This is a genomic window from Streptomyces sp. NPDC001380 (assembly GCF_042895785.1).
In the GTDB taxonomy this organism is placed as follows: domain Bacteria; phylum Actinomycetota; class Actinomycetes; order Streptomycetales; family Streptomycetaceae; genus Peterkaempfera.
The window spans coordinates 177,031-195,781 of the sequence record NZ_JBIAWP010000006.1 but is presented as its reverse complement, the minus strand read 5'-3'; the positions used below and the strand labels follow the sequence as shown (position 1 = coordinate 195,781).

Genomic DNA, 18,751 nt, shown 5'->3' with positions numbered 1-18,751 from the left:
GTCGTCCCGCCGTCCCCGCCGTCCGTCCCTCACCCCGTCCGTCCTTCCGTGCCCCTGCCGGCGTGCCGCCCCGCGCGCCCGGCCGCCCCGGCACGCACCGAGAGGAGCGCAGCCCGCCATGCCCGCCACCGAATCCCCCCGGCCCCAGCCGCCGTCCCGAGCGGCGCTCCGGCCCGGCACCGGCCCGGACGCGCGGCGGCCCGGTGCCGACCGCGCGCGGCGGGCACCGGGCCGGTCGGCCCTGGCCGGGGCCGCCCGGAGCGGCCCGGCCCGCACCGGGCTGCTGCTCGCCGGCATCGTGCTGGTGGCGCTGAACATGCGCGCCTGCCTGGCCGCCGTCTCCCCGATGGCCGCCGAACTGCAGCGCGGTCTGGGGCTGTCGTCGGCGGCGAGCGGACTGGTCACGGCCGTCCCGGTGCTGTTCCAGGGGGCCGGTGCCCCGCTGACACCCCGGCTGGTGCGGCGGCACGGCACCGAGCGGGTGGTGCTGGGCGCCGTCCTGCTGCTGGCGGCGGGGGTGCTGCTGCGGGTGCTGCCCGCAGTGGCGGCCCTCTACGCGGGCTGCGTGGTGATCGGGGTGGCGATCTCGGTGCTCAACGTGGCGATGCCGGGGCTGATCAAGCGTGAGTTCCCGGAGCGGGCCGCGGCGATGACCGGGGTGTACTCCACCGCGATGCTGGTGGGGGCGACGCTGGCGGCGGCGGTGTCGGTGCCGCTGGAGCACGCGCTCGGCGGCTGGCGGGCGTCGCTGGGCTCCTGGTCGGTCCTGGCCCTGGTGGCGGCGGCCGGGTGGCTGCCGCAGCTGGCGCGGGGCCGGTCCGCCGGTCCCGAGGGGCGCGGAGCCGCACCGCGGGCCGCCGTCCCCGCCGCCGGCGCCTCCGCCGTCCCCGCCGCCGCACCGTCGGCGGGTGTGTGGCGGTCCCGCACCGCGTGGCAGGTCAGCGTCTTCATGGGGATCTCGTCGCTGCTGGTGTACTCGCTGGTGGCGTGGATGCCGACCATCCTGGCGGACGGCGGCATGGACCGCGGCGAGGCGGGCCTGGTCTTCGCGTCCAGCAACCTGGTGCAGGTGGCGGGCGCCTTCCTGGTGCCGCTGGCGGCGGGGCGGATGCGCAGCCAGCGCGGGCTGGCGGTCGCCATGGCGTCGCTCAACGCGGCCGGGATCGCCGGCCTGCTCGCGGCCCCCGCGGCCGGGGCGTGGCTGTGGGCGCTGCTCATCGGCGTGGCGCAGGGCGGCTCGCTGGGCCTGGGGCTCTCCTTCATCGTGCTGCGGGCGCGGGGCGCCGCGGTGGCGGCCCGGCTGTCGGGGATGACGCAGACGGTGGGCTACCTGGTGGCGGCGGCCGGGCCGGTGGCGGCGGGCGCGCTGCGGCAGGCGACGGGCGGCTGGACGGTCCCGCTGGGGCTGATGCTGGCCCTGTGCGCGGTGGCCGCCGCGGCCGGCTTCGGCGCGGGCCGCGACCGGGTCCTGGGATAGGCCCGGCCGGTACCGGCGCCGGGGCTACTCCTCGCCCGCGAGGGTGAGGCCCGCCAGGCGCACCGCCGCGGCGGCGGTGGCGGCCAGGGTGACGAGGACCAGCAGCGGGACGGCGGCGGAGAGGGGGACGTCGGCGGTGACGGCGCCCGGGTCGGCGGCGGCCCGGGCCAGCGCCAGGCCCCACTGCTGGACGGAGAGGGTGCGGGCGCCGTGGACGAAGTTGCCGACCAGGCTCTCCCAGACCAGGCAGTACATCAGGCCCGCGACCACGGCGTGCCGGGTGACAGTGCCCAGGAGCAGGAAGAGGGCGCTGTAGGCGGTGCCGGCGGCCAGCGCGCCCAGGGCGTAGGCGACGGCCAGGCCGTCGGCGGTGCCGTACAGCACGAGGCCGGCGAGGAGCGTCGGCAGGGCGGCGAAGACGGCGGTGCAGCCGACCGCGACGGCCAGCTTGGTGACGGTGATCCTCCAGCGCGGCTCCGGCTTGGCCAGCAGGTAGACGATGGAGCCGTCGTCGATCTCGGAGGAGATCGCGCCGGTGCCGGAGATCAGGCCGAGCAGCGGGACGAGGGTGCCGAGGGCGAGGCCCCCGAGGAGCTGCACGGCGATGTCGTGGTCCTGCCCCTTGGTGGCGCGCACCAGCACGGCGAGGAGCAGGAGCAGCGCGGGGACGACCAGCAGCAGCAGGCCGCGGCGGCGGCCGAGCAGGCCGTGTACGGTCAGCCTGGCGACGGTCGGGTTCACGGTGGTGGGCCTTTCCCTGGTCCGGTGGCGGTCGGCCGGTGTGCGGCGTTCCGTGTGCGGCGTTCTGTGTGCGGCGTTCCGTGTGCGGCGTTCGGCGCCCGGCGGGCGGTGCCCGGACGGGGGTCCGGGGGCCGGGGGTCGGGGGCCGGGGTCCGGGGCGGGGGTGTCCGGGCCTCAGGCGGAGACGAGGTAGGAGAAGACGCTCTCCAGCGACTCGTCGGCCGGGGAGACGGTGTACAGCCGGATGCCGGCCTCCGCCGCGACGCGCGGCAGCAGCCGGGTGAAGCGGTGGAAGTCGACGGCCTGGACCCGCAGCGCCCCCTCCTGCAGGTCGACCTCGACGCCGGCCGTGGAGGCGTCGGCGATCAGGGCCGCGGCGAGCGCGCGGTCGTCGCTGGAGCGGACCAGGTAGCGGTGGGGGCGGTCGGTCATCAGGCGGCGGATGCGGCGGAAGTCGCCGGAGGCGGCGTGCCGGCCGGCGACCACGACCTCGATGTGGCGGGCGAGCTGCTCGACCTCCTCCAGGATGTGGGAGGAGAAGAGGACGGTGCGGCCCTCGGCCCCGAAGCGGCGCAGCAGCTCCATGAGGTGGAGGCGCTGGCGGGGGTCCATGCCGTTGAACGGCTCGTCGAGGAGGAGCACCGCGGGGTCGTGGACCAGTGCGGACGCCATCTTGACCCGCTGCCTCATGCCCTTGGAGTAGGTGCCGGTGCGCCGGTCCTGCGCGTGCTCCATCTCCACGGTGGCCAGGGCGCGGGCGGCGGCGGCGCCGGGGTCGGGCAGGCCGTGCAGCTCGGCGTTGGCGACGACGAACTGGCGCCCGGTGAGGAAGTCGTACATCGCCTCCCGCTCGGGGACGAGTCCGATCTGCCGGTAGACCTCGCGGTTGCGCCAGACGGGCTGCCCGTCGAGGGTGACGGAGCCGGCGGAGGGCGGCAGGAAGCCGCTCATCATGTGGATGAGGGTGGACTTGCCCGCGCCGTTGGGGCCGAGGAGCCCGGTGATGCCGGGGCCCACGGTGAGCGAGACGTCGTTGACGGCGACGACGTTGCCGAACCAGCGGGAGACGCCGTCGATGCTGATGGTGGCCATGAGGTGGCTGACTCCCTGTCAGAACTTTCGGTACCTGCGCAGCAGCAGCAGGTGGCAGGCGGCGGCGACGGCGGCGAACTCGAGGAGGGCGACGGCTCCCACGGCCCCGGAGGAGACCGAGCCCGGGCCGTCCTCGTGCGGCAGCCGGAAGACCCAGCCGGACAGCGCGTCGACCAGGGTGGACGGGGAGAGCAGCGAGGCCCAGTCGGCACCGCCGGAGCCGCCGGGCCCGTCGAGCAGGGCCCAGGTGATGCCGGCCACCGTGGTGGAGACGATCAGCACGCCGATGACCGCCGCCACCCCGAAGCCGCGCCGCGGGGTCGCGGCGGCGACCACCAGGCCGACGGAGGCGTAGAGCACGGAGTAGAGCAGCGCGGTGCCGAGGCCGTACAGCGCGTGGGCGGTGTTGTGGCCGACGGGCATGCCGGCCAGCAGCGCGCCCGCGTAGAGGATCACGACCGGCAGCGCGGTGAGGACCAGCAGCGCGGCGGTCATGGCCGCGGTCTTGGCCCGGACGTAGTCGGTGCGGGTGAGCGGCCGGGAGAAGTACAGCGGCACCGTCATGAACCGCAGGTCGCGGGAGAGCATCACGGGGGCCTGCGCGGCGAGGAAGATGCCGGTCAGGGTGCTGGTGGCGGCGAGGTAGCCCGGGTAGTCGACCGGCAGCTCGTCCTGGCGGGTCATGACCGCGAGGGCGACGACGATCAGCGCCGGGGCGCACATCGCGCCGAGCAGCAGCATCGGCAGCACCTTGGACCGCGCCGAGCGGCCGAGCCCGTAGGAGGCGCGCAGGCTCTGCACGAAGAGGGCGCGGGCGGCGTGGGCGCGGCCGAGACGCGGCCCGGTGTAGGGGCGGTAGCCGATGTCGTGGATGACCCCGGTCCCCGGGGGTGCGGTCGCGGCCTCAGGCGGCACCGGCATCTGCGGACTCCCCTTCCGTGGGTGCTGCGGTCCTTGCGGGCGGGACGGCCGCGGCGTGCCCGCCGTCGCCGTCCGCGTCGCCGTCGTGGAAGACCTCGACGACGCGGTGGCGGCGCTGCTCCATGCGGACCAGGCCGAGGCCGAGGCCCGCGACGGCGTCGCGGACGGTGTCGTAGGTGCCGTCGCCCTCGATCTCCACCAGCGTGATCCGGCCCCCCGGCTCCCCGGGGGCGCCCTCGGCCCGCACGGTGAGCCCGGCGGCGGCGAGGTGCTCGCGCACGGCGGCCTCGGGGTCGGCGGTCCGGCCGGCCCGGTCGGCACGGCCGGCGTGGTCGGCCCAGCCGTCGTCGGCGGCGACCTCGACGGCCAGGACCTGGGTGGCCTCGGTGAAGGAGGCCGTGGAGGAGGAGCGCAGCAGCCGCCCGCCGTCGATGACGACCAGGTGGTCGCAGGTGCGCTCCAGCTCGCCCAGCAGGTGCGAGGTGACCAGGACGGAGATGCCGAAGTCGGTGTGGATCCGGCGGATCAGGCCGAGCATCTCGTCGCGGCCGACCGGGTCGAGGCCGTTGGTGGGCTCGTCCAGCAGCACCAGCTGCGGGTCGTGCACCAGCGCCTGGGCCAGCTTCACCCGCTGCTTCATGCCGGTGGAGTAGCCCCCGACGGGCCGGTACCGCTCCTCGTAGAGGCCGACGTGGCGCAGGGTGTCGGCGGTGCGCTCGCGGGCGGCGGCGGCCGGCAGGCCGGACATCCGGGCCATGTGGACCACGAACTCGGTCGCCGAGACGTCCGGCGGCAGGCAGTCGTGCTCGGGCATGTAGCCCACCCGCTCGCGGATGGCGGGACCGTCGGCCGCCACGTCCAGCCCGAGGACGCGCGCGGTCCCGGAGGTGGCGGGCGCCAGGCCGAGCAGGATCTTGATGAGCGTGGACTTGCCCGCGCCGTTGGATCCGACCAGGCCGACGACACCGGGCTGCACGTCCACGGTGAGCCGGTCGAGGGCGGTGACCCGTGGGAACCGCTTGGTGAGGCTGTCCGTTGCGATGACTGACGACACGGGGGAAACCTAGCGCCGCCGGGCCGGTGCCGGCATGGGCTGGGAAGGTGATCGTCCCTGGTCCTCGCGGCGTACGCCCGGCGGTGCCGTCCCCTAGGGGTCGGCACCGCGGGGCACGGCGCGGATCAGCCGAGCAGGCCGGCCTGGTCGGAGACCACCTGGCGGAACGCCGTGTCCGGCACGCCCCGGGGGTCCGTCATGAGGACGACGCCGACGGTGTCGCCGGACCGCAGGTACGCGGCCCGGGCGGTGGTCCGCTGCCTCCCCGCGGGGCCCTCGTGGCGGCTCGCGGCGTTCAGGTTGGTGCCGGGCGGGACGGTGAAGTCGTCGGTGGTGTCGACGATGCCGCCGCGCACCCGCGCGGGCTCCGCCTCGATGACGGCGGCGTGGAAGGCCTGCGCCTCGTCGGCGGAGGCAAAGCCCACCAGGCGGATCTCGGTGCGGGTGCCGCCGGCCGTGGTCCAGCTGCGGCCGGTGCCGCGCCGGCAGGCCTCCTCCCGGAGCGAGCGGCCGATCGCCGCGGGGTCGGCGAAGAGCGCGGCGAAGGCGGCGCACTCCTTCCCGGCGGGGCCGGAGGAGGCGGGGACGGCCGGGCCGACCGCCTGCCGCGGGGCGGGCAGCAGCAGGCCGCGCAGGTCCGCCCAGTGCCTGCCGTCGCCCGCGGAGGAGAAGGGGGCGGGCCGGCCGGCGGGCAGCGGGGGGAGGGACGCCGGCGGGAAGGCGTAGCGGCCGTCGGAGGGGGTGCGCAGGCCCGGGAGGTCGGTGCGGTCGGGCGCGGCGACCGCGAGGGCGGCGGCCGTGCCGGACAGGCCGAGGACCAGGACGGCCGCGCCCCACCGGAGGGCGGCCCGCAGCCGGGGGCGGCTCCGCGCCGCGCCGCCCTCCCCCGGAGCGGCGGCCCGGTCGGAGGCCCGGCCGACGGGCGCGGTGACCGCAGCGGCCGCGGTCACGGCCGCGGTCGGGACGGCGGTGGTGGTGGGCCGGCGGTCCGTCATACGGCTGCTCCCGGGGGCGCCAGGCGGTCGAGCTGGCTCTTGAACAGCTGCACGGCCCGGTCCTTGTTCAGCGGTGCGACGCCGGTGGTCTCCATGGTGACCAGGAGGTCCCCCTCGGCGGCGAAGCAGGTCATGTAGTCGATCTGTGCGGACGGCTCGACCGGCGGCAGGACGCAGCGGGCCCCGGGGTGGCCGGGGACGGCGGGTCCGCGCCGGAACGCGCCGGAGACGTCGACGAGCGCGCTCTCGAAGGCGCCCGCGGCCTTCACGGCGTGCTGGTTGAACTGGTCGAGGCTCATCTCCACCATGAACGCGCCGTCGTCGGACCGGTAGGTGCGCAGGCCGCTCGCACGCAGGTGCAGGGAGCGCCACGCGCTCTCGACCCGGCTGCGGTTCTTCCGGGGCACCTCCCGGAGGGCCTGCCGCATGCGGGCCGCGAGCTGTCCGCCGTCCAGTTCGGTGTCGTTGCCGAGCTCCCCGTGGTCGGGGCCGGGGCGGTAGCCGTCGGGGACGGGGAGCAGCAGGCCGCGCAGCGGGCCGAAGTGGTTGCCGTTGGACCTGGCCCCGAAGGAGGGCGAGGGGGAGGGCGCGGCGGCGGCGGGAGCGGCGGCCGCGGCGCCGGCGTCGCGGTAGGCGGTGTGCAGCAGCACCTCGCCGATCCCCACACCGGCGGCGGCGGCCGCCGCGACGGCGGCGAGCGCGCGCAGGGCGGTGCGGCGCCGGGCGGGCCGCTGCCCGGCGCGCGGCACGGGAGGCGGCGCGGGGAGCGCGGCAGCGGGCACGGCGGGGTGGACGGCGGGGTGGACGGCGGGGTGGACGGCGGGGTCCGGGTGGACCGGGGGGTCGAGGTCGTTCACAGCCGCTCCCACTGGCGCCGGGCGAGGTCGAGGAGGTGGCGGAGGTCCACCGGCCGCGGCGCGTGCACGTCGATGCGCATCACGACGTCGCCGCGCCGGGCCACGGCGAGCCCGTAGTAGAACCGCTCCCGGGAGTCCGCGTACGTCTGGCTGCGGCGGGTGACGTAGGCCAGGCCGGTGGCCGTGCCGGGGATCGCCCGGGAGGTGCAGGGGGTGTCCGTGAAGCGGCTGCAGTGGACGGCGTCCTGGACCGCCTCCGTCACGTGGTCGCTGCTGCCGGACTGGTACTGGATCAGGCGGATCCGGACGCCGGCCCGGCCCTCCAGCCAGCTGACGGTCGCGGCGCGGCGGAAGCCGTCGTCGAGCAGGGAGGAGAAGACCTCCCCGGAGTCGCCCCACAGCAGGGCCATCCGGTCGGCGGGCATCCAGCCGTCCTCGCCCGGGAGGAAGCCCCACGTCCGGGTGCCCGCGGGCCTCTTGAGCAGGAGCTTGCGCAGGTCGCCGTCGAGGCCGAGCGGGGCGGGCGCCGCGGCGGCGGCCTCGGCGGCGGTGGCCGGCCGCGCCGGGTAGTGCGGCGCGGGGGCGGCGAGGGGCGGCAGGGGTGTGGGCGGGCGGCCGGCCTGGACGGCGTAACCGGTCCCGGCGCCGCCGAGGACGCCCAGCAGGAGGGCGGACGCCAGCAGCACCGCGGTGCGGGGCCGGGGGCGGCGGCCTCCGGGGGCGGGGTCCGCCCCCGCGGCGGCGTCCGGGGCGGCCGGGGAGGGGTCGGCGGCGGACAGGGCGGCGGCGGCCCGGGCCGCGGCGGACAGGGCGGCGGCGGTCCGGGCGTCGACGGCACGGGCGTCGGACGGGACGGGGGTCCGGGCGTCGGACGGGACGGGGGTCCGGGCGTCGGACGGGACGGGGGTCCCGCCGGGCCCGAAGGGCTGCCGGCGGTCCGTTTCCGGTACCGGCTCGGGAGCGCGCTGCTCCGCGGCGTCGGTGCTCAAGGGGTGCTCCACGGGAGGGGTCGGGTGCGGTGCGGGACGCCGAGAGGACTCAGCGGCCGGTGCGCAGACGCTGGTACTGGCGCCTCATCAGGCCGTTGAGCAGTGCGCGGTTCGGCGCCCCGCCCGGGTCGCCCTTGACCTGGACGGTGATCTCGGCCTCGACGTCGCCCTGGTGGAGGAGGCCGACCAGGGAGCCGGTGCCGCCCTCCTCCCGGGGCTTGACGAGGAAGGCGCGGGAGCCGCCGCCCGCGGACACCGGGAGGGAGGTGCCGCGCATCGAGATGCCCCGGACGAACCAGTCGGCCTTGGCGGTGCTGCCGAACCTGATCAGACGGACCGTCACCTCGGCCTTCCCGTCCGCGGTCCGGTAGGTGCGGTAGGCGGCGGAGCGGAAGCCGTAGTCGCCGAGGATGCGCCGGGTCGAGGCGGTGTTCCCGAAGCTCGCCGCCACGGCGGAGAGGGAGAGCCGCGTGCCGTCGGCGGCTCCGTACACCTCGGCGTCGCCGGGCACGGGCAGCAGGAAGAAGCGCAGGTCGCCGGTGTGGCCGGCGGCGGACACCCGGCCCGTCACGGTGGAGCGGGGCGTCGGGGAGGCACTCGGCGTGCCGGTGGCGGCGGCAGCGGGCCGCCCGGTGGCGGACGGGGAGGGGGACGGCGCGGCGGACGGACCCGCCGCCGCGGACGCGCCGCCCGCGGGCGCGGCCTGCGCTGCCGGGGCCCGCCCGGCGGGGCGGCCCACCGCGACCGTCACCGCGGCGGCGGTGGCGGTGACCGCGAGCAGGCCGGTGGCGGCGAGGGCAGCGCCGAGGACCCGGGGGAGCCGCCGGGGCCGGGCCGCGGGGCCGCCTGCGGGTGCGGCGGCGGGGAGCGGCACCGCAGCCGGGCCGGGCGGCGTGAGGGTCGGCGGGGCGGCCGGCAGGCCTGCGGGCGGCGGCCCGGCCGTCGCCGGCTGCTCGGGCGGGTGCACGGCTCACTCCCAGGGCGTCGGGGTCCGTCGCGGTCCGAACGGGGCGGTCCGGACAGGGCGGTCCGGACAGGGCGGTCCGGACAGGGCGGTCCGGACAGGGCGGTCAGGCACCGCCCGGCGGGGGCGCCCGCGCACGGTTGAGCTGCGATTATGGCGACCCATCCGGACACGGACAACGCGCTTATGCCTGACGTGTCCGCAACTGCTCGAATACTGCCGCCCGATTCGTTACCGGTCCGGCCCGGTCCGCCGGTCCCGCCCGCCCCGCCGGGCGGCCGCACCCGGCCGGCCCGCGGAGCGAACGGGTCCGGACCTCTTCCCGGTCTCCTTTCCGTGCGCGTACGATCCCGGCTGTCATGGTCACACCATTGCACCATCGACCACCAGGGGACATCCATGCCCGTCGCCCGCAGCGCCTCCCCCCGCGACCGCGCGGGAGCCGCGCTCCGCCGCCCCGTCGCCGCGGCGGCAGCCCTCGCCGCCGCGGCCGCCCTCCTCCTCGCCGCGCCCGGCACGGCCACCGCCCACGACCCCGCGCCCCGGTCGGCCCCCGTGCCCACCCGGATGACCCACCCGGACGCCGACCACGCCGGCTCCGGACTGCAGCGGCAGCGGACCGCGGCCGCCTCCCCCGCGGCGCCCGCACCCGCGCTCGCCGCAGGCGGCACCGCCGGCCTCGACGTGAGCTCCTACCAGGGCACCGTCGACTGGGCGTCGGTGAAGGCCGCCGGGGCCTCCTTCGCCTACGTCAAGGCCACCGAGGGGACCACCTACACCAGCCCCACGTACTCCGCGCAGTACACGGGCGCCCGCAACGCCGGGCTCATCCGCGGCGCCTACCACTTCGCCCTGCCGAACAACTCCGGCGGCACCGCCCAGGCCGACTGGTTCACCGGCCACGGCGGCGGCTGGACCGCCGACGGGTGGACCCTGCCGCCCGCCCTCGACATCGAGTACAACCCCTACGGCGCCTCCTGCTACGGGCTGAGCCAGAGCGCGATGGTCTCCTGGATCCGCGCCTTCAGCGACGAGGTCCGCGCCCGCACCGGCCGCTACCCGGCCATCTACACCACCACCGACTGGTGGACCACCTGCACCGGGAACAGCGCGGCCTTCGGCTCCACCAACCCGCTCTGGCTCGCCCGGTACGCCTCCTCCCCCGGCACCCTGCCCGCCGGCTGGTCCGCCCAGACGGTCTGGCAGTACGCCGACTCCGGCACCTTCCCCGGCGACCAGGACGCCTTCAACGGCAGCTACGCCGACCTCCAGGCGTTCGCCCGCGGCGACGGCGGCACCCCGCCGCCGTCCTCGACCTGGCCCGTGGTGCAGCAGGGGCAGACCGGGGAGCGGGTGAGGACCGTGCAGTACCTGCTGAACGCCCGCGGCTCGTCGCTGACCGTCGACGGCTCCTTCGGCCCGGCCACCGGCACCGCCGTCCGCTCCTTCCAGTCCTCCCACGGACTCACCGTCGACGGCGTCGTCGGCACCGCCACCTGGCAGGCGCTCGTCACCACCGTGCAGCAGGGCAGCAGCGGGCCAGCGGTCTCCGCGGTCCAGAGCCAGCTGAACGCCCGCGGCTCGTCGCTGACCGTCGACGGCTCCTTCGGCCCGGCCACCGGCACCGCCGTCCGCTCCTTCCAGTCCTCCCACGGACTCGCCGTCGACGGCGTCGTCGGCACCGCCACCTGGCAGGCCCTGGTCGCATGACCGGCCCGACCGGACCGGCCGGACCACGGCACGCACCGCCCCGCACCCCCACCCGCACCCGTGCACCCCGAGGAGAGGACCCGATGACGGACGAGACGGCAGCCCCCGGGACAGCGGCCCCCGGCGCCCGCACGACCCGCCGCACCCTGCTCCGGGGCGCCCTGGGCCTCGCCGCCGCCGTGGGCGCGGCAGGTGCTCTGGACCTGGGCCTGGCCCGGCCCGCGGCCGCGTACGGCTGGTCGCGCACCCTCCAGCAGGGGGCGAGCGGCGCCGACGTCACCGAGCTGCAGATCAGGATCGCCGGCTGGGCCGCCGCCTCGCCCCAGCAGACCTGCGTGGCCGTGGACGGCTCCTTCGGCGCGGGCACCGCGGCCGCGCTCCAGCGGTTCCAGTCCGCGTACGGGCTGGGCGCCGACGGCGTGGCGGGGCCGCAGACGCAGCAGGTGCTCAACTCCCTGGAGAGTGCCGACGGCTCGACGGCGCACTTCGAGTGGAGCGAGTTCACCTCGCACGACGGCTCCGGCTTCGGCGGCGGGAACGTCGGCTCCGCCCAGGTGAAGGAGAACGTGCGGCGGCTGATGTACAAGCTGGAGGCGCTGCGGAGGAAGGCCGGCGACCGCGCGGTCACCATCAACTCCGGCTTCCGCAGCACCGCCTACAACGCGCAGGTCGGCGGCGCGTCGAACAGCATGCACACCTACGGCGTCGCAGCCGACACGGTCGTCTCCGGCCTGTCCACCCTCAGCGTGTACCGGATCGCCGAGACCTGCGGCTTCTCCGGCCTGGAGACGTACTCGGTCTCCTGGCAGCACGTCGACAGCCGCATCGAGTACCCCTACGGCTCGCAGTTCTGGTGGTGGGAGGACGGCGTCGCCTGACCCCGGCCGCCCCGCCGGCGGACCGTGCCCGGGGGGGCGGGCCGCCGGCGGGGCCCCACGGCCGGTGGCCCGCCCACAGGCGCGGAGGAGCCGGGACCCGGGGGGCGGGAGTCGGGCCCCCGGTCCCGACGCCCGGAGCCGGCGGACACGGTTCCCGTAGGGTCGGGGCCATGCGTCTGAGCACGGTGATCCTCCCCATCCACCGGTGGAGCGAGGGGCAGAAGATCTGGCGGCGGGCCGAGGAGCTGGGCTTCCACGCCGCGTACACCTACGACCACCTGTCGTGGCGGTCGTTCCGGGACGAGCCGTGGTTCGGGGCGGTCCCGACGCTGACGGCCGCGGCGGCGGTGACGGAGCGGATCCGGATCGGCACGATGGTGACCTCGCCCAACTTCCGGCACCCGGTGACCCTGGCCAAGGACCTCATGTCGGTCGACGACGTCTCCGACGGGCGGCTCACGGTGGGCGTCGGGGCCGGCGGGACCGGGTTCGACGCGACCGCGCTCGGCCAGGAGGCCTGGACGCCCCGCGAGCGGGCGGACCGGTTCGGCGAGTTCGTGCCGCTGCTGGACCGGCTGCTGACCGACGAGGTCACCACCGCCGAGGGCCGGTTCTACTCGGCGCACGAGGCGCGGATGGTCCCGGGCTGCGTGCAGCGCCCCCGCGTCCCGCTGTACGTGGCCGCCACCGGCCCGCGCGGGCTGCGGCTGGCCGCGGAGCACGGCCAGGGCTGGATCTCCTACGGCGACCCGCGCGGCGCCGGCGACGTCCCCGCGGACCGCTGCCCGGCGGTGATCGCCGAGCAGGTCGGCCGCCTCGCGGACGCCTGCGCGGCGGCCGGGCGCGACCCGGGGGGCCTGGAGAAGGTGCTGCTGCAGGGCTCCACGCAGGAGCGGCCGCTGGACTCCCTGGAGGCCTTCGTGGACTACGCGGGCCGCTACCGGGAGATCGGCGTCACCGAGATCGTCGTGCACTGGCCGGTGCCCGGCTCGGTCTTCGACACCGACCCGGCCGTCTTCGAGGAGATCGCCGCCGAGGGCCTGGCCCGGCTCGGCTGACCCGCCTCCGCCCCCGCCGTTCCGGCGTGCCCCGGTCCCCGCGGCGGGCCCGGAGCACGCCGTCCGTGCAGGCGGGGGTCCGGACGCGGGCCCCGTGGGCGAGGATGGACCGGTGACCACGACCTCCCCCACACCCGACCGGCAGGACGCCGCCGGTGTCCACCGCGCGAACGGCGTCCGGCACCCCGGCGGCGTGCAGGGCGCGACCGGCGTGCAGGGCGTCCCCGCCGGGCCGTCCGGCGCGCGCCGGCCGCGGATCGTCGCCACCGACCTGGACGGCACCCTGCTGCGCAGCGACGGCACGCTCTCCCCGCGGACGCAGGCCGCCCTGGCGGCCGCCGAGCAGGCGGGCCTGTGCATCGTCTTCGTGACGGGCCGGCCGCCGCGCTGGATGGAGGCGGTGAGCGGCCACATCGGCGGCCACGGGGTGGCGATCTGCTCCAACGGCGGCGCGGTGTACGACGTGCGCCGCCAGGAGCTGCTGGAGAGCTACCCGCTGCGGGCGGAGGACGCGCTGGCGGTGGTGGAGCGGCTGCGGCACCGGCTGCCGGGGACGACGTTCGCGTTCGAGTACCCGACGGGCTTCTCGCACGAGCCCGACTACCCGGCGCTGCTGTGGGACGCGGACGCGGTGCACCGGATCGCCCCGGCGGAGGAGCTGCTGGCGGCGGGCGACGCCCACTCGGTCTTCAAGATCCTGGCCCGCCACCCGGAGCTGGACCCGGACGCCTTCCTGCTGCGGGGCCGGGAGGCGGCGGGCGAGCTGGCGGAGTTCACCCGGTCCAGCTCGATCGCGCTGCTGGAGATCAGCGCGTCGGGGGTGTCCAAGGCGAGCACCCTGGCCCGCTGGTGCGAGGTGCGGGGCGCGGCGGCGGAGGACGTGGTGGCGTTCGGCGACATGCCCAACGACCTGCCGATGCTGGCGTGGGCGGGCACGGCGTACGCCGTGGCCAACGCGCACCCGGAGGTGCTGGCCGCGACCGGGCGCCACACCGCCCGCAACGACGAGGACGGGGTGGCGCTGGTGGTGGAGGAGCTGCTGCGGGAGCTCGCGGACGGGTACGCAGGGTAGGACGGGCGGGTCCCGGTACCCGGCCCGGCGGGCGCGGGCCTTGCCGTGCCTTGTTGTGCCGTGCCGTGCCCCGGACCGTCCGCACCGGCGGACCGCCCGCCGGGCGGCGGGCGGACGTCGGCCCCGGTGCGGTCCCGGGGACCGGGCGGCCCCGCGACCGGGCGGCCGCGTGACCATGTGACCGGACAGCCGGGGTGACGCTGCGTCAGATCGCGGCCACCGCCAGGTCGGCCTCCTGCTCGCGCCGCCACATCGTGCGCAGCGGCCCGTCCTGCCCGGCCAGGTCGTCCCAGGTCCCGCGCTGCACCACCCGGCCGCGGTCGAGGACGAGCACCTCGTCGACGCCTGCCGCGGCGAGGCCGGCCAGGCGGTGGGTGACGAGCAGCGTGGCGCGGTCGGCGGTGGCGTCGAGCAGGTCTGCGGTGAGGGCGTCGGCGGTGGGCAGGTCGAGGTGCTCGGCGGGCTCGTCGAGGACGAGGACGGGGAAGTCCGCGAGCAGGGCGCGGGCGAGGGCGAGCCGCTGCCGCTGGCCGCCCGACAGCCGGGCGCCGTGCTCCCCGACCATGGTGTCCAGGCCCTCGGGCAGGGAGTCGACCCAGGTCAGCAGGCGGGCGGCGGCCAGGACGCGGCGCAGGTCGGCGTCGTCGGCGCCGGGGCGGGCGAGCCGCAGGTTCTCGCGGAGCGAGCTGTCGAAGAGGTGGGCGTCCTGGGCGCAGAGGCCGACGGTCCGCCGGACGTCGTCGCCGTCGAGCGCGCGGCTGTCCACAGCCTGTGGAAACTCCCCGAGGGTGACGGACCCCGCGGCGGGGTCGAGGAAGCGGAGCAGCACGGCGGCCAGGGTGGTCTTGCCGGAGCCGGAGGGCCCGACGACGGCGACGCGGCGGCCGGCGGACAGGTCGAGGTCGATCCCGGCGAGGGCGTCCTCGCCCTGTCCGGGCCAGCGGGCGCGCAGGCCGCGGACGGCGACCGGCAGGGGGCGGTCGGGCAGCGGCACGGGGTGCGCGGGCTCGCGGACCGGGTCGGGGGCGTCCAGGACCTCGGCGAGCCGTGCGGCGGCCGCGCGGCTGCGCTGGCGGGACCGGGCGGCCAGCGGCATGCCGGCGACGGCCTCGAAGGCGGCGAGCGGGGTGAGCACCACCACGGCGAGCAGGACGCCGTCGAGCGCGCCGGAGGCGGTGGCCCGGACGCCGGCCGCCGCGGCGGCGGTGACCGTGAGGCCGGTGACGAGCGCGGTGAGGCCGGAGCCCAGGCCGGCGGTGGCGGCGGAGCGGGCGGCGAGCCGGGTGAGGTCGGCGTCGGCGGCGCGGACGGCGGCCAGGCGGCGGGGCAGGGCCCCGGCGGCGGCGAGTTCGGCGGTGCCGGTGAGCAGGTCGACGACGCCGGTGGCGAGGGCGCCGCGGGCGGGCGCGGTCCGCCGCTCGGTGCGGCGGGCGAGGGCGCCGGAGAGCGCGGGCACGGCGGCGCCCGCCAGCAGCAGTCCGGCGGCGAGCACCGCGCCGGCGGCGGGCAGGACGGCGGCGAGCCCGAGGGAGGCGGCGGCGGAGACGGCGGCGGCCGCCGCGGCGGGCAGGCGCCAGCGCAGGAACCAGTCCTGGACGGCGTCCACGTCGGCGACCAGGCGGGAGAGCAGGTCGCCGCGGCGGAACCCGCCGGCGGCGTGCAGGCCGGCGGGGGCGAGGCGCTCCAGGCGGACGAGGACGGCGGCGCGCAGGCCGCCGAGGGCGCGCAGCACGGTGTCGTGGGAGAGCAGCCGCTCGGCGTAGCGGAAGAGGCTGCGGCCGATGCCGAAGGCGCGGACGGCGGTGACGGCGACCATCAGGGTGAGGACCGGCGGCTGCTGGGAGGCCCGGGAGATCAGCCAGCCGGAGGTGGCCATGAGGGCGGTGGCGCTGCCGAGGGCGAGGCTGCCGAGGAGGGCGGAGAGGGCGAGGCGGCCGCGGGGGGCGGCGGCGCGGGCGAGGCCGGTGACGCGGCGCAGCGGGGAGCCGCCCGGGGCGGGGGCCGGGACGGCGGGCCCGGGGGCGTCCGGCGCCGGGGCGGGCGCGGGGACGGCGGCGGGCACCGCCGCGCGGGCGGCTGCGGCGGCGGGCTCCGGACCGGCGGCGGGCGCGGCCGGGCCCGTACCGGCCGGGACCTCGCCTGCCGGTACGGCCCCGGCGGCCGGGCCGCCCGGCGCCGCGGGGGCGGACAGCGCGACGCGCCGGTCCGCGGCGGCGAGCAGCGCCGGGCGGTGGGCGACCAGCAGCACGGTGCGGCGCGGGTCGGCGGCCAGGGCGCGGACGGCCTCGACGACGGCGGCCTCGCTCTCCCCGTCCAGGGCGGCGGTGGGCTCGTCCAGCAGGACCAGCGGCCGGTCGTCGGCGAGGAGGGCGCGGGCGAGGGCGATCCGCTGCCGCTGCCCGGCGGACAGGCCGGTGCCGCCCTCGCCGAGCGGGGTGTCGCCGCCGCGGGGCAGCCGGTCGGTGAAGTCGAGGGCGTGGGCGGCGCGCAGCGCGGCGCGGACCTCGGCGTCGGAGGCGTCGGGGCGGGCGAGGCGGACGTTGTCGGCGACGGTGCCCGCGAAGAGGCGCGGCCGCTGCGGCACCCAGGCGATCTGCCGCCGCCAGCTGTCCGGGTCGAGGTCGGCGAGGTCGTGGACGGTGCCGTCGGCGGCGGTGATCCGCACGGTCCCGGCGTCGGGCCGGGTGAAGCCGAGCAGGACGGAGAGCAGGGTGGACTTGCCGGCGCCGCTCGGCCCGGTGAGGGCGACGGTCTCGCCCGGGGCGAGGGAGAGGCCGGCGCCCCGCAGGGCGGGGGCGGTGCGGCCGGGGTGGGTGACGGTGATCCCGGCGGCGGTGACCGCGGCGCCGGCGAGGCCGGGGGCGGGGGCCGTGCCGGCGGGGGGCGGCGGGGTCTCCAGGACGGCGAAGACCCGGTCGGCGGCCGCCAGTCCCTCGACGCTGGCGTGGTAGTGGACGCCGACCTGGCGGACCGGCAGGTACGCCTCCGGGGCCAGGACGAGGACCAGCAGGCCGGTCTCCAGGCCGAGGGTGCCGTCGACCAGGCGGAAGCCGACGGAGACGGCGACCAGGGCGACGGAGAGGGTGGAGAGCAGCTCCAGGGCGAAGGAGGAGAGGAAGGCGATGCGCAGCGTCCGCAGGGTGGCGCGGCGGTAGTCGTCGGTGACCCGGGCGACGGCGCGGGCCTGGGCCTTGGCGCGGCCGAAGACCTTGAGGTCGGGCAGGCCGGCCACCACGTCGAGGAAGTGGTGGGAGAGCCGGGCCAGGGTGCGCCACTGACGGTCCGTCACACCCCGGGTGGCGAGGCCGATCAGCACCATGAAGAGGGGGATGAGCGGGAGGGTCGCGGCGACCAGGACGGCGGACGGCCAGTCGGCGCCCAGGATCCGCAGCAGGACCAGGCCGGGGACGACGACGGCGAGCGCCAGCTGCGGGAGGTAGCGGGCGAAGTAGTCGTCGAGCGCGTCCATGCCGCGGGTGGCGAGGGCGGTGAGCTCGCCGGTGCGGCGGCCCCCGGCGGCGCCGGCCGGGTCCAGGCGGACGGCGTGGTCCAGCAGCTGCGTGCGCAGCTCGGACTTGGCGGCGGCGCAGGCGCGGTGCGCGGCGAGCTCGGTGAGCCAGGCGACGGCGGCGCGCCCGGCCGCGGTCGCGGCGAGGAGCAGCAGCGGGGTGCGCAGCGCGGCGGCGCCGTCGTGGTGCTGGAAGGCCCGCACCACGACGTGGACGACCAGCCCGGCCTGGGCGACGACCAGGCCGGCCCCCGCCGCGCCGAGGAGCACGGACGCGGCGAGGAAGGGCCGGGTGGCGCGGGCGTACCGGAGCAGCCGCGGGTCGACGGGCTTCACGGGCGGTCGGCGGCGGGCTCGGCGGGGACGGCCGTCCCGGCGGGGCCGGCGGGGGCGGGCACGGCCGCCGCGTGGGCCGGGGCCGGGATGTGCTGCACGCCGATGCGGCGGCGGAAGACCCAGTAGGTCCAGCCCTGGTAGAGCAGCACGAGCGGGGTGAAGACCACCGCCACCCAGGTCATGATCCTGAGCGTGTAGGCGGAGGAGGCGGCGTTGGCGACGGTGAGGCTCCACGCCGGGTCCAGGGTGGAGGGCATCACGTCCGGGTACAGCGCCAGGAAGAGCATCCCCACCGCCGCCGCGACCGTGAGGCCCGAGCAGGTGAACGCCCAGCCCTCGCGGCCCGCCCGGTTGAGGGCGAGCGCGCCGAGCAACGCCGCGACGGCGAGGACGAGGGCGGCGAGGCTGCGGGCGTTGCCGGTGCCGGCCTGCGTCCACACCAGGAAGGCGGCGGCGAGGACCGCGGTGAGCAGGCCGAGCCGCCCGGCGAGGGCGCGGGCCCGCTCGCGGATCGGGCCGAGGGTCTTCAGCGCGGTGAAGACGGCGCCGTGGAAGGTGAACAGGGTCAGCGTCACCAGGCCGCCCAGCAGCGCGTACGGGTGGAGCAGGTCGAGGAGGCCGCCGGCGTACTCCTTGTGCCGGTCGATCGGGACGCCGCGGACGATGTCCGCGAAGGCCACGCCCCAGAGGAACGCGGGCAGCAGCGAGGTCCAGAAGATCGCCTGCTCCCAGTTCCGCTTCCACCGCGCGCCGTCGCGCTTGGCCCGGTACTCGAAGGCGACGCCGCGCACGATCAGGCAGACCAGGATCGCGAAGAGCGGCAGGTAGAAGCCGGAGAAGAGGGTGGCGTACCAGTCGGGGAAGGCCGCGAAGGTGGCGCCGCCCGCGGTGAGGAGCCACACCTCGTTGCCGTCCCAGACCGGGCCGATGGTGTTGATCAGGACCCGGCGCTCGCGCTCGTCGCGCGCCAGGAGCCGGGTGAGGACGCCGACGCCGAAGTCGAAGCCCTCCAGGAAGAAGTAGCCGGTCCACAGGACGGCGATGAGGATGAACCAGACGTCGTGGAGGTGCATGGTCCGCTGTCTCCTGATTCCTGCGA

14 protein-coding genes and 1 pseudogene are annotated in these 18,751 nt (G+C 77.6%); 5 read left to right on the top strand and 10 right to left on the bottom strand.

Features of this window, described 5'->3' with window-relative positions:
• Positions 1-118 precede the first annotated feature (118 nt).
• Entirely contained in the window at positions 119-1,477 is a 1,359-nt protein-coding gene (locus ACFY07_RS10190) for an MFS transporter (RefSeq protein WP_390868237.1), read from the top strand.
• A 24-nt stretch (positions 1,478-1,501) separates the two neighbouring features.
• Here the strand turns inward: ACFY07_RS10190 and ACFY07_RS10185 are convergent, their stop codons facing one another.
• The 8 genes from ACFY07_RS10185 to ACFY07_RS10150 all read right to left on the bottom strand — a co-directional run bounded on the left by ACFY07_RS10185 (position 1,502) and on the right by ACFY07_RS10150 (position 9,093).
• Positions 1,502-2,218 (bottom strand): ABC transporter permease subunit, encoded by a 717-nt coding sequence (locus ACFY07_RS10185; protein ID WP_390868236.1) that lies wholly within the window; start codon positions 2,216-2,218, stop codon positions 1,502-1,504.
• Between the two features lie 174 nt (positions 2,219-2,392).
• The gene (locus ACFY07_RS10180; RefSeq protein ID WP_230649212.1) at positions 2,393-3,310 is read right to left on the bottom strand and encodes an ABC transporter ATP-binding protein; all 918 of its coding nucleotides are present in this window, start codon (positions 3,308-3,310) and stop codon (positions 2,393-2,395) included.
• 18 nt (positions 3,311-3,328) lie between these two features.
• Positions 3,329-4,231 carry an ABC transporter permease gene (locus ACFY07_RS10175; RefSeq protein ID WP_390868235.1) on the bottom strand — a complete coding sequence of 301 codons (903 nt, stop codon included), beginning with the start codon at positions 4,229-4,231 and terminating at the stop codon, positions 3,329-3,331.
• Positions 4,215-5,285 carry an ABC transporter ATP-binding protein gene (locus ACFY07_RS10170; protein ID WP_390868234.1) on the bottom strand — a complete coding sequence of 357 codons (1,071 nt, stop codon included), beginning with the start codon at positions 5,283-5,285 and terminating at the stop codon, positions 4,215-4,217. Before ACFY07_RS10170 ends, ACFY07_RS10175 begins: the two co-directional genes overlap by 17 nt.
• Positions 5,286-5,410: 125 nt before the next feature.
• Positions 5,411-6,280: a hypothetical protein gene (locus ACFY07_RS10165; RefSeq protein ID WP_390868233.1), complete on the bottom strand. Its 870-nt coding sequence runs from the start codon at positions 6,278-6,280 to the stop codon at positions 5,411-5,413.
• Positions 6,277-7,137 (bottom strand): hypothetical protein, encoded by an 861-nt coding sequence (locus ACFY07_RS10160; protein ID WP_390868232.1) that lies wholly within the window; start codon positions 7,135-7,137, stop codon positions 6,277-6,279. Before ACFY07_RS10160 ends, ACFY07_RS10165 begins: the two co-directional genes overlap by 4 nt.
• Positions 7,134-8,126, bottom strand: a complete 993-nt coding sequence (locus ACFY07_RS10155) for a hypothetical protein (protein ID WP_390868231.1) — start codon at positions 8,124-8,126, stop codon at positions 7,134-7,136. Before ACFY07_RS10155 ends, ACFY07_RS10160 begins: the two co-directional genes overlap by 4 nt.
• A 49-nt stretch (positions 8,127-8,175) precedes the next feature.
• Complete coding sequence (locus ACFY07_RS10150; RefSeq protein ID WP_390868230.1) at positions 8,176-9,093, bottom strand: hypothetical protein; 918 nt, start codon at positions 9,091-9,093, stop codon at positions 8,176-8,178.
• A gap of 396 nt (positions 9,094-9,489) precedes the next feature.
• Between ACFY07_RS10150 and ACFY07_RS10145 the strand changes: the two genes are divergently transcribed.
• From ACFY07_RS10145 to ACFY07_RS10130, 4 genes are all read left to right on the top strand, one after another.
• Positions 9,490-10,800 carry a GH25 family lysozyme gene (locus ACFY07_RS10145; RefSeq protein WP_390868229.1) on the top strand — a complete coding sequence of 437 codons (1,311 nt, stop codon included), beginning with the start codon at positions 9,490-9,492 and terminating at the stop codon, positions 10,798-10,800.
• A gap of 83 nt (positions 10,801-10,883) precedes the next feature.
• Positions 10,884-11,678, top strand: coding sequence for a D-Ala-D-Ala carboxypeptidase family metallohydrolase (locus ACFY07_RS10140; protein WP_390868228.1), 795 nt, complete (start codon positions 10,884-10,886; stop codon positions 11,676-11,678).
• A gap of 170 nt (positions 11,679-11,848) precedes the next feature.
• Positions 11,849-12,736: an LLM class flavin-dependent oxidoreductase gene (locus tag ACFY07_RS10135; RefSeq protein WP_390868227.1), complete on the top strand. Its 888-nt coding sequence runs from the start codon at positions 11,849-11,851 to the stop codon at positions 12,734-12,736.
• A gap of 193 nt (positions 12,737-12,929) precedes the next feature.
• Complete coding sequence (locus ACFY07_RS10130) at positions 12,930-13,808, top strand: HAD-IIB family hydrolase (protein ID WP_374228107.1); 879 nt, start codon at positions 12,930-12,932, stop codon at positions 13,806-13,808.
• A gap of 205 nt (positions 13,809-14,013) precedes the next feature.
• Here the strand turns inward: ACFY07_RS10130 and cydD are convergent, their stop codons facing one another.
• Positions 14,014-17,652 carry a thiol reductant ABC exporter subunit CydD gene (gene cydD / locus ACFY07_RS10125; RefSeq protein WP_390868226.1) on the bottom strand — a complete coding sequence of 1,213 codons (3,639 nt, stop codon included), beginning with the start codon at positions 17,650-17,652 and terminating at the stop codon, positions 14,014-14,016.
• Between the two features lie 71 nt (positions 17,653-17,723).
• A pseudogene (gene cydB, locus ACFY07_RS10120) lies at positions 17,724-18,725 on the bottom strand (cytochrome d ubiquinol oxidase subunit II); the annotation flags it as partial.
• Positions 18,726-18,751: the final 26 nt, after the last annotated feature.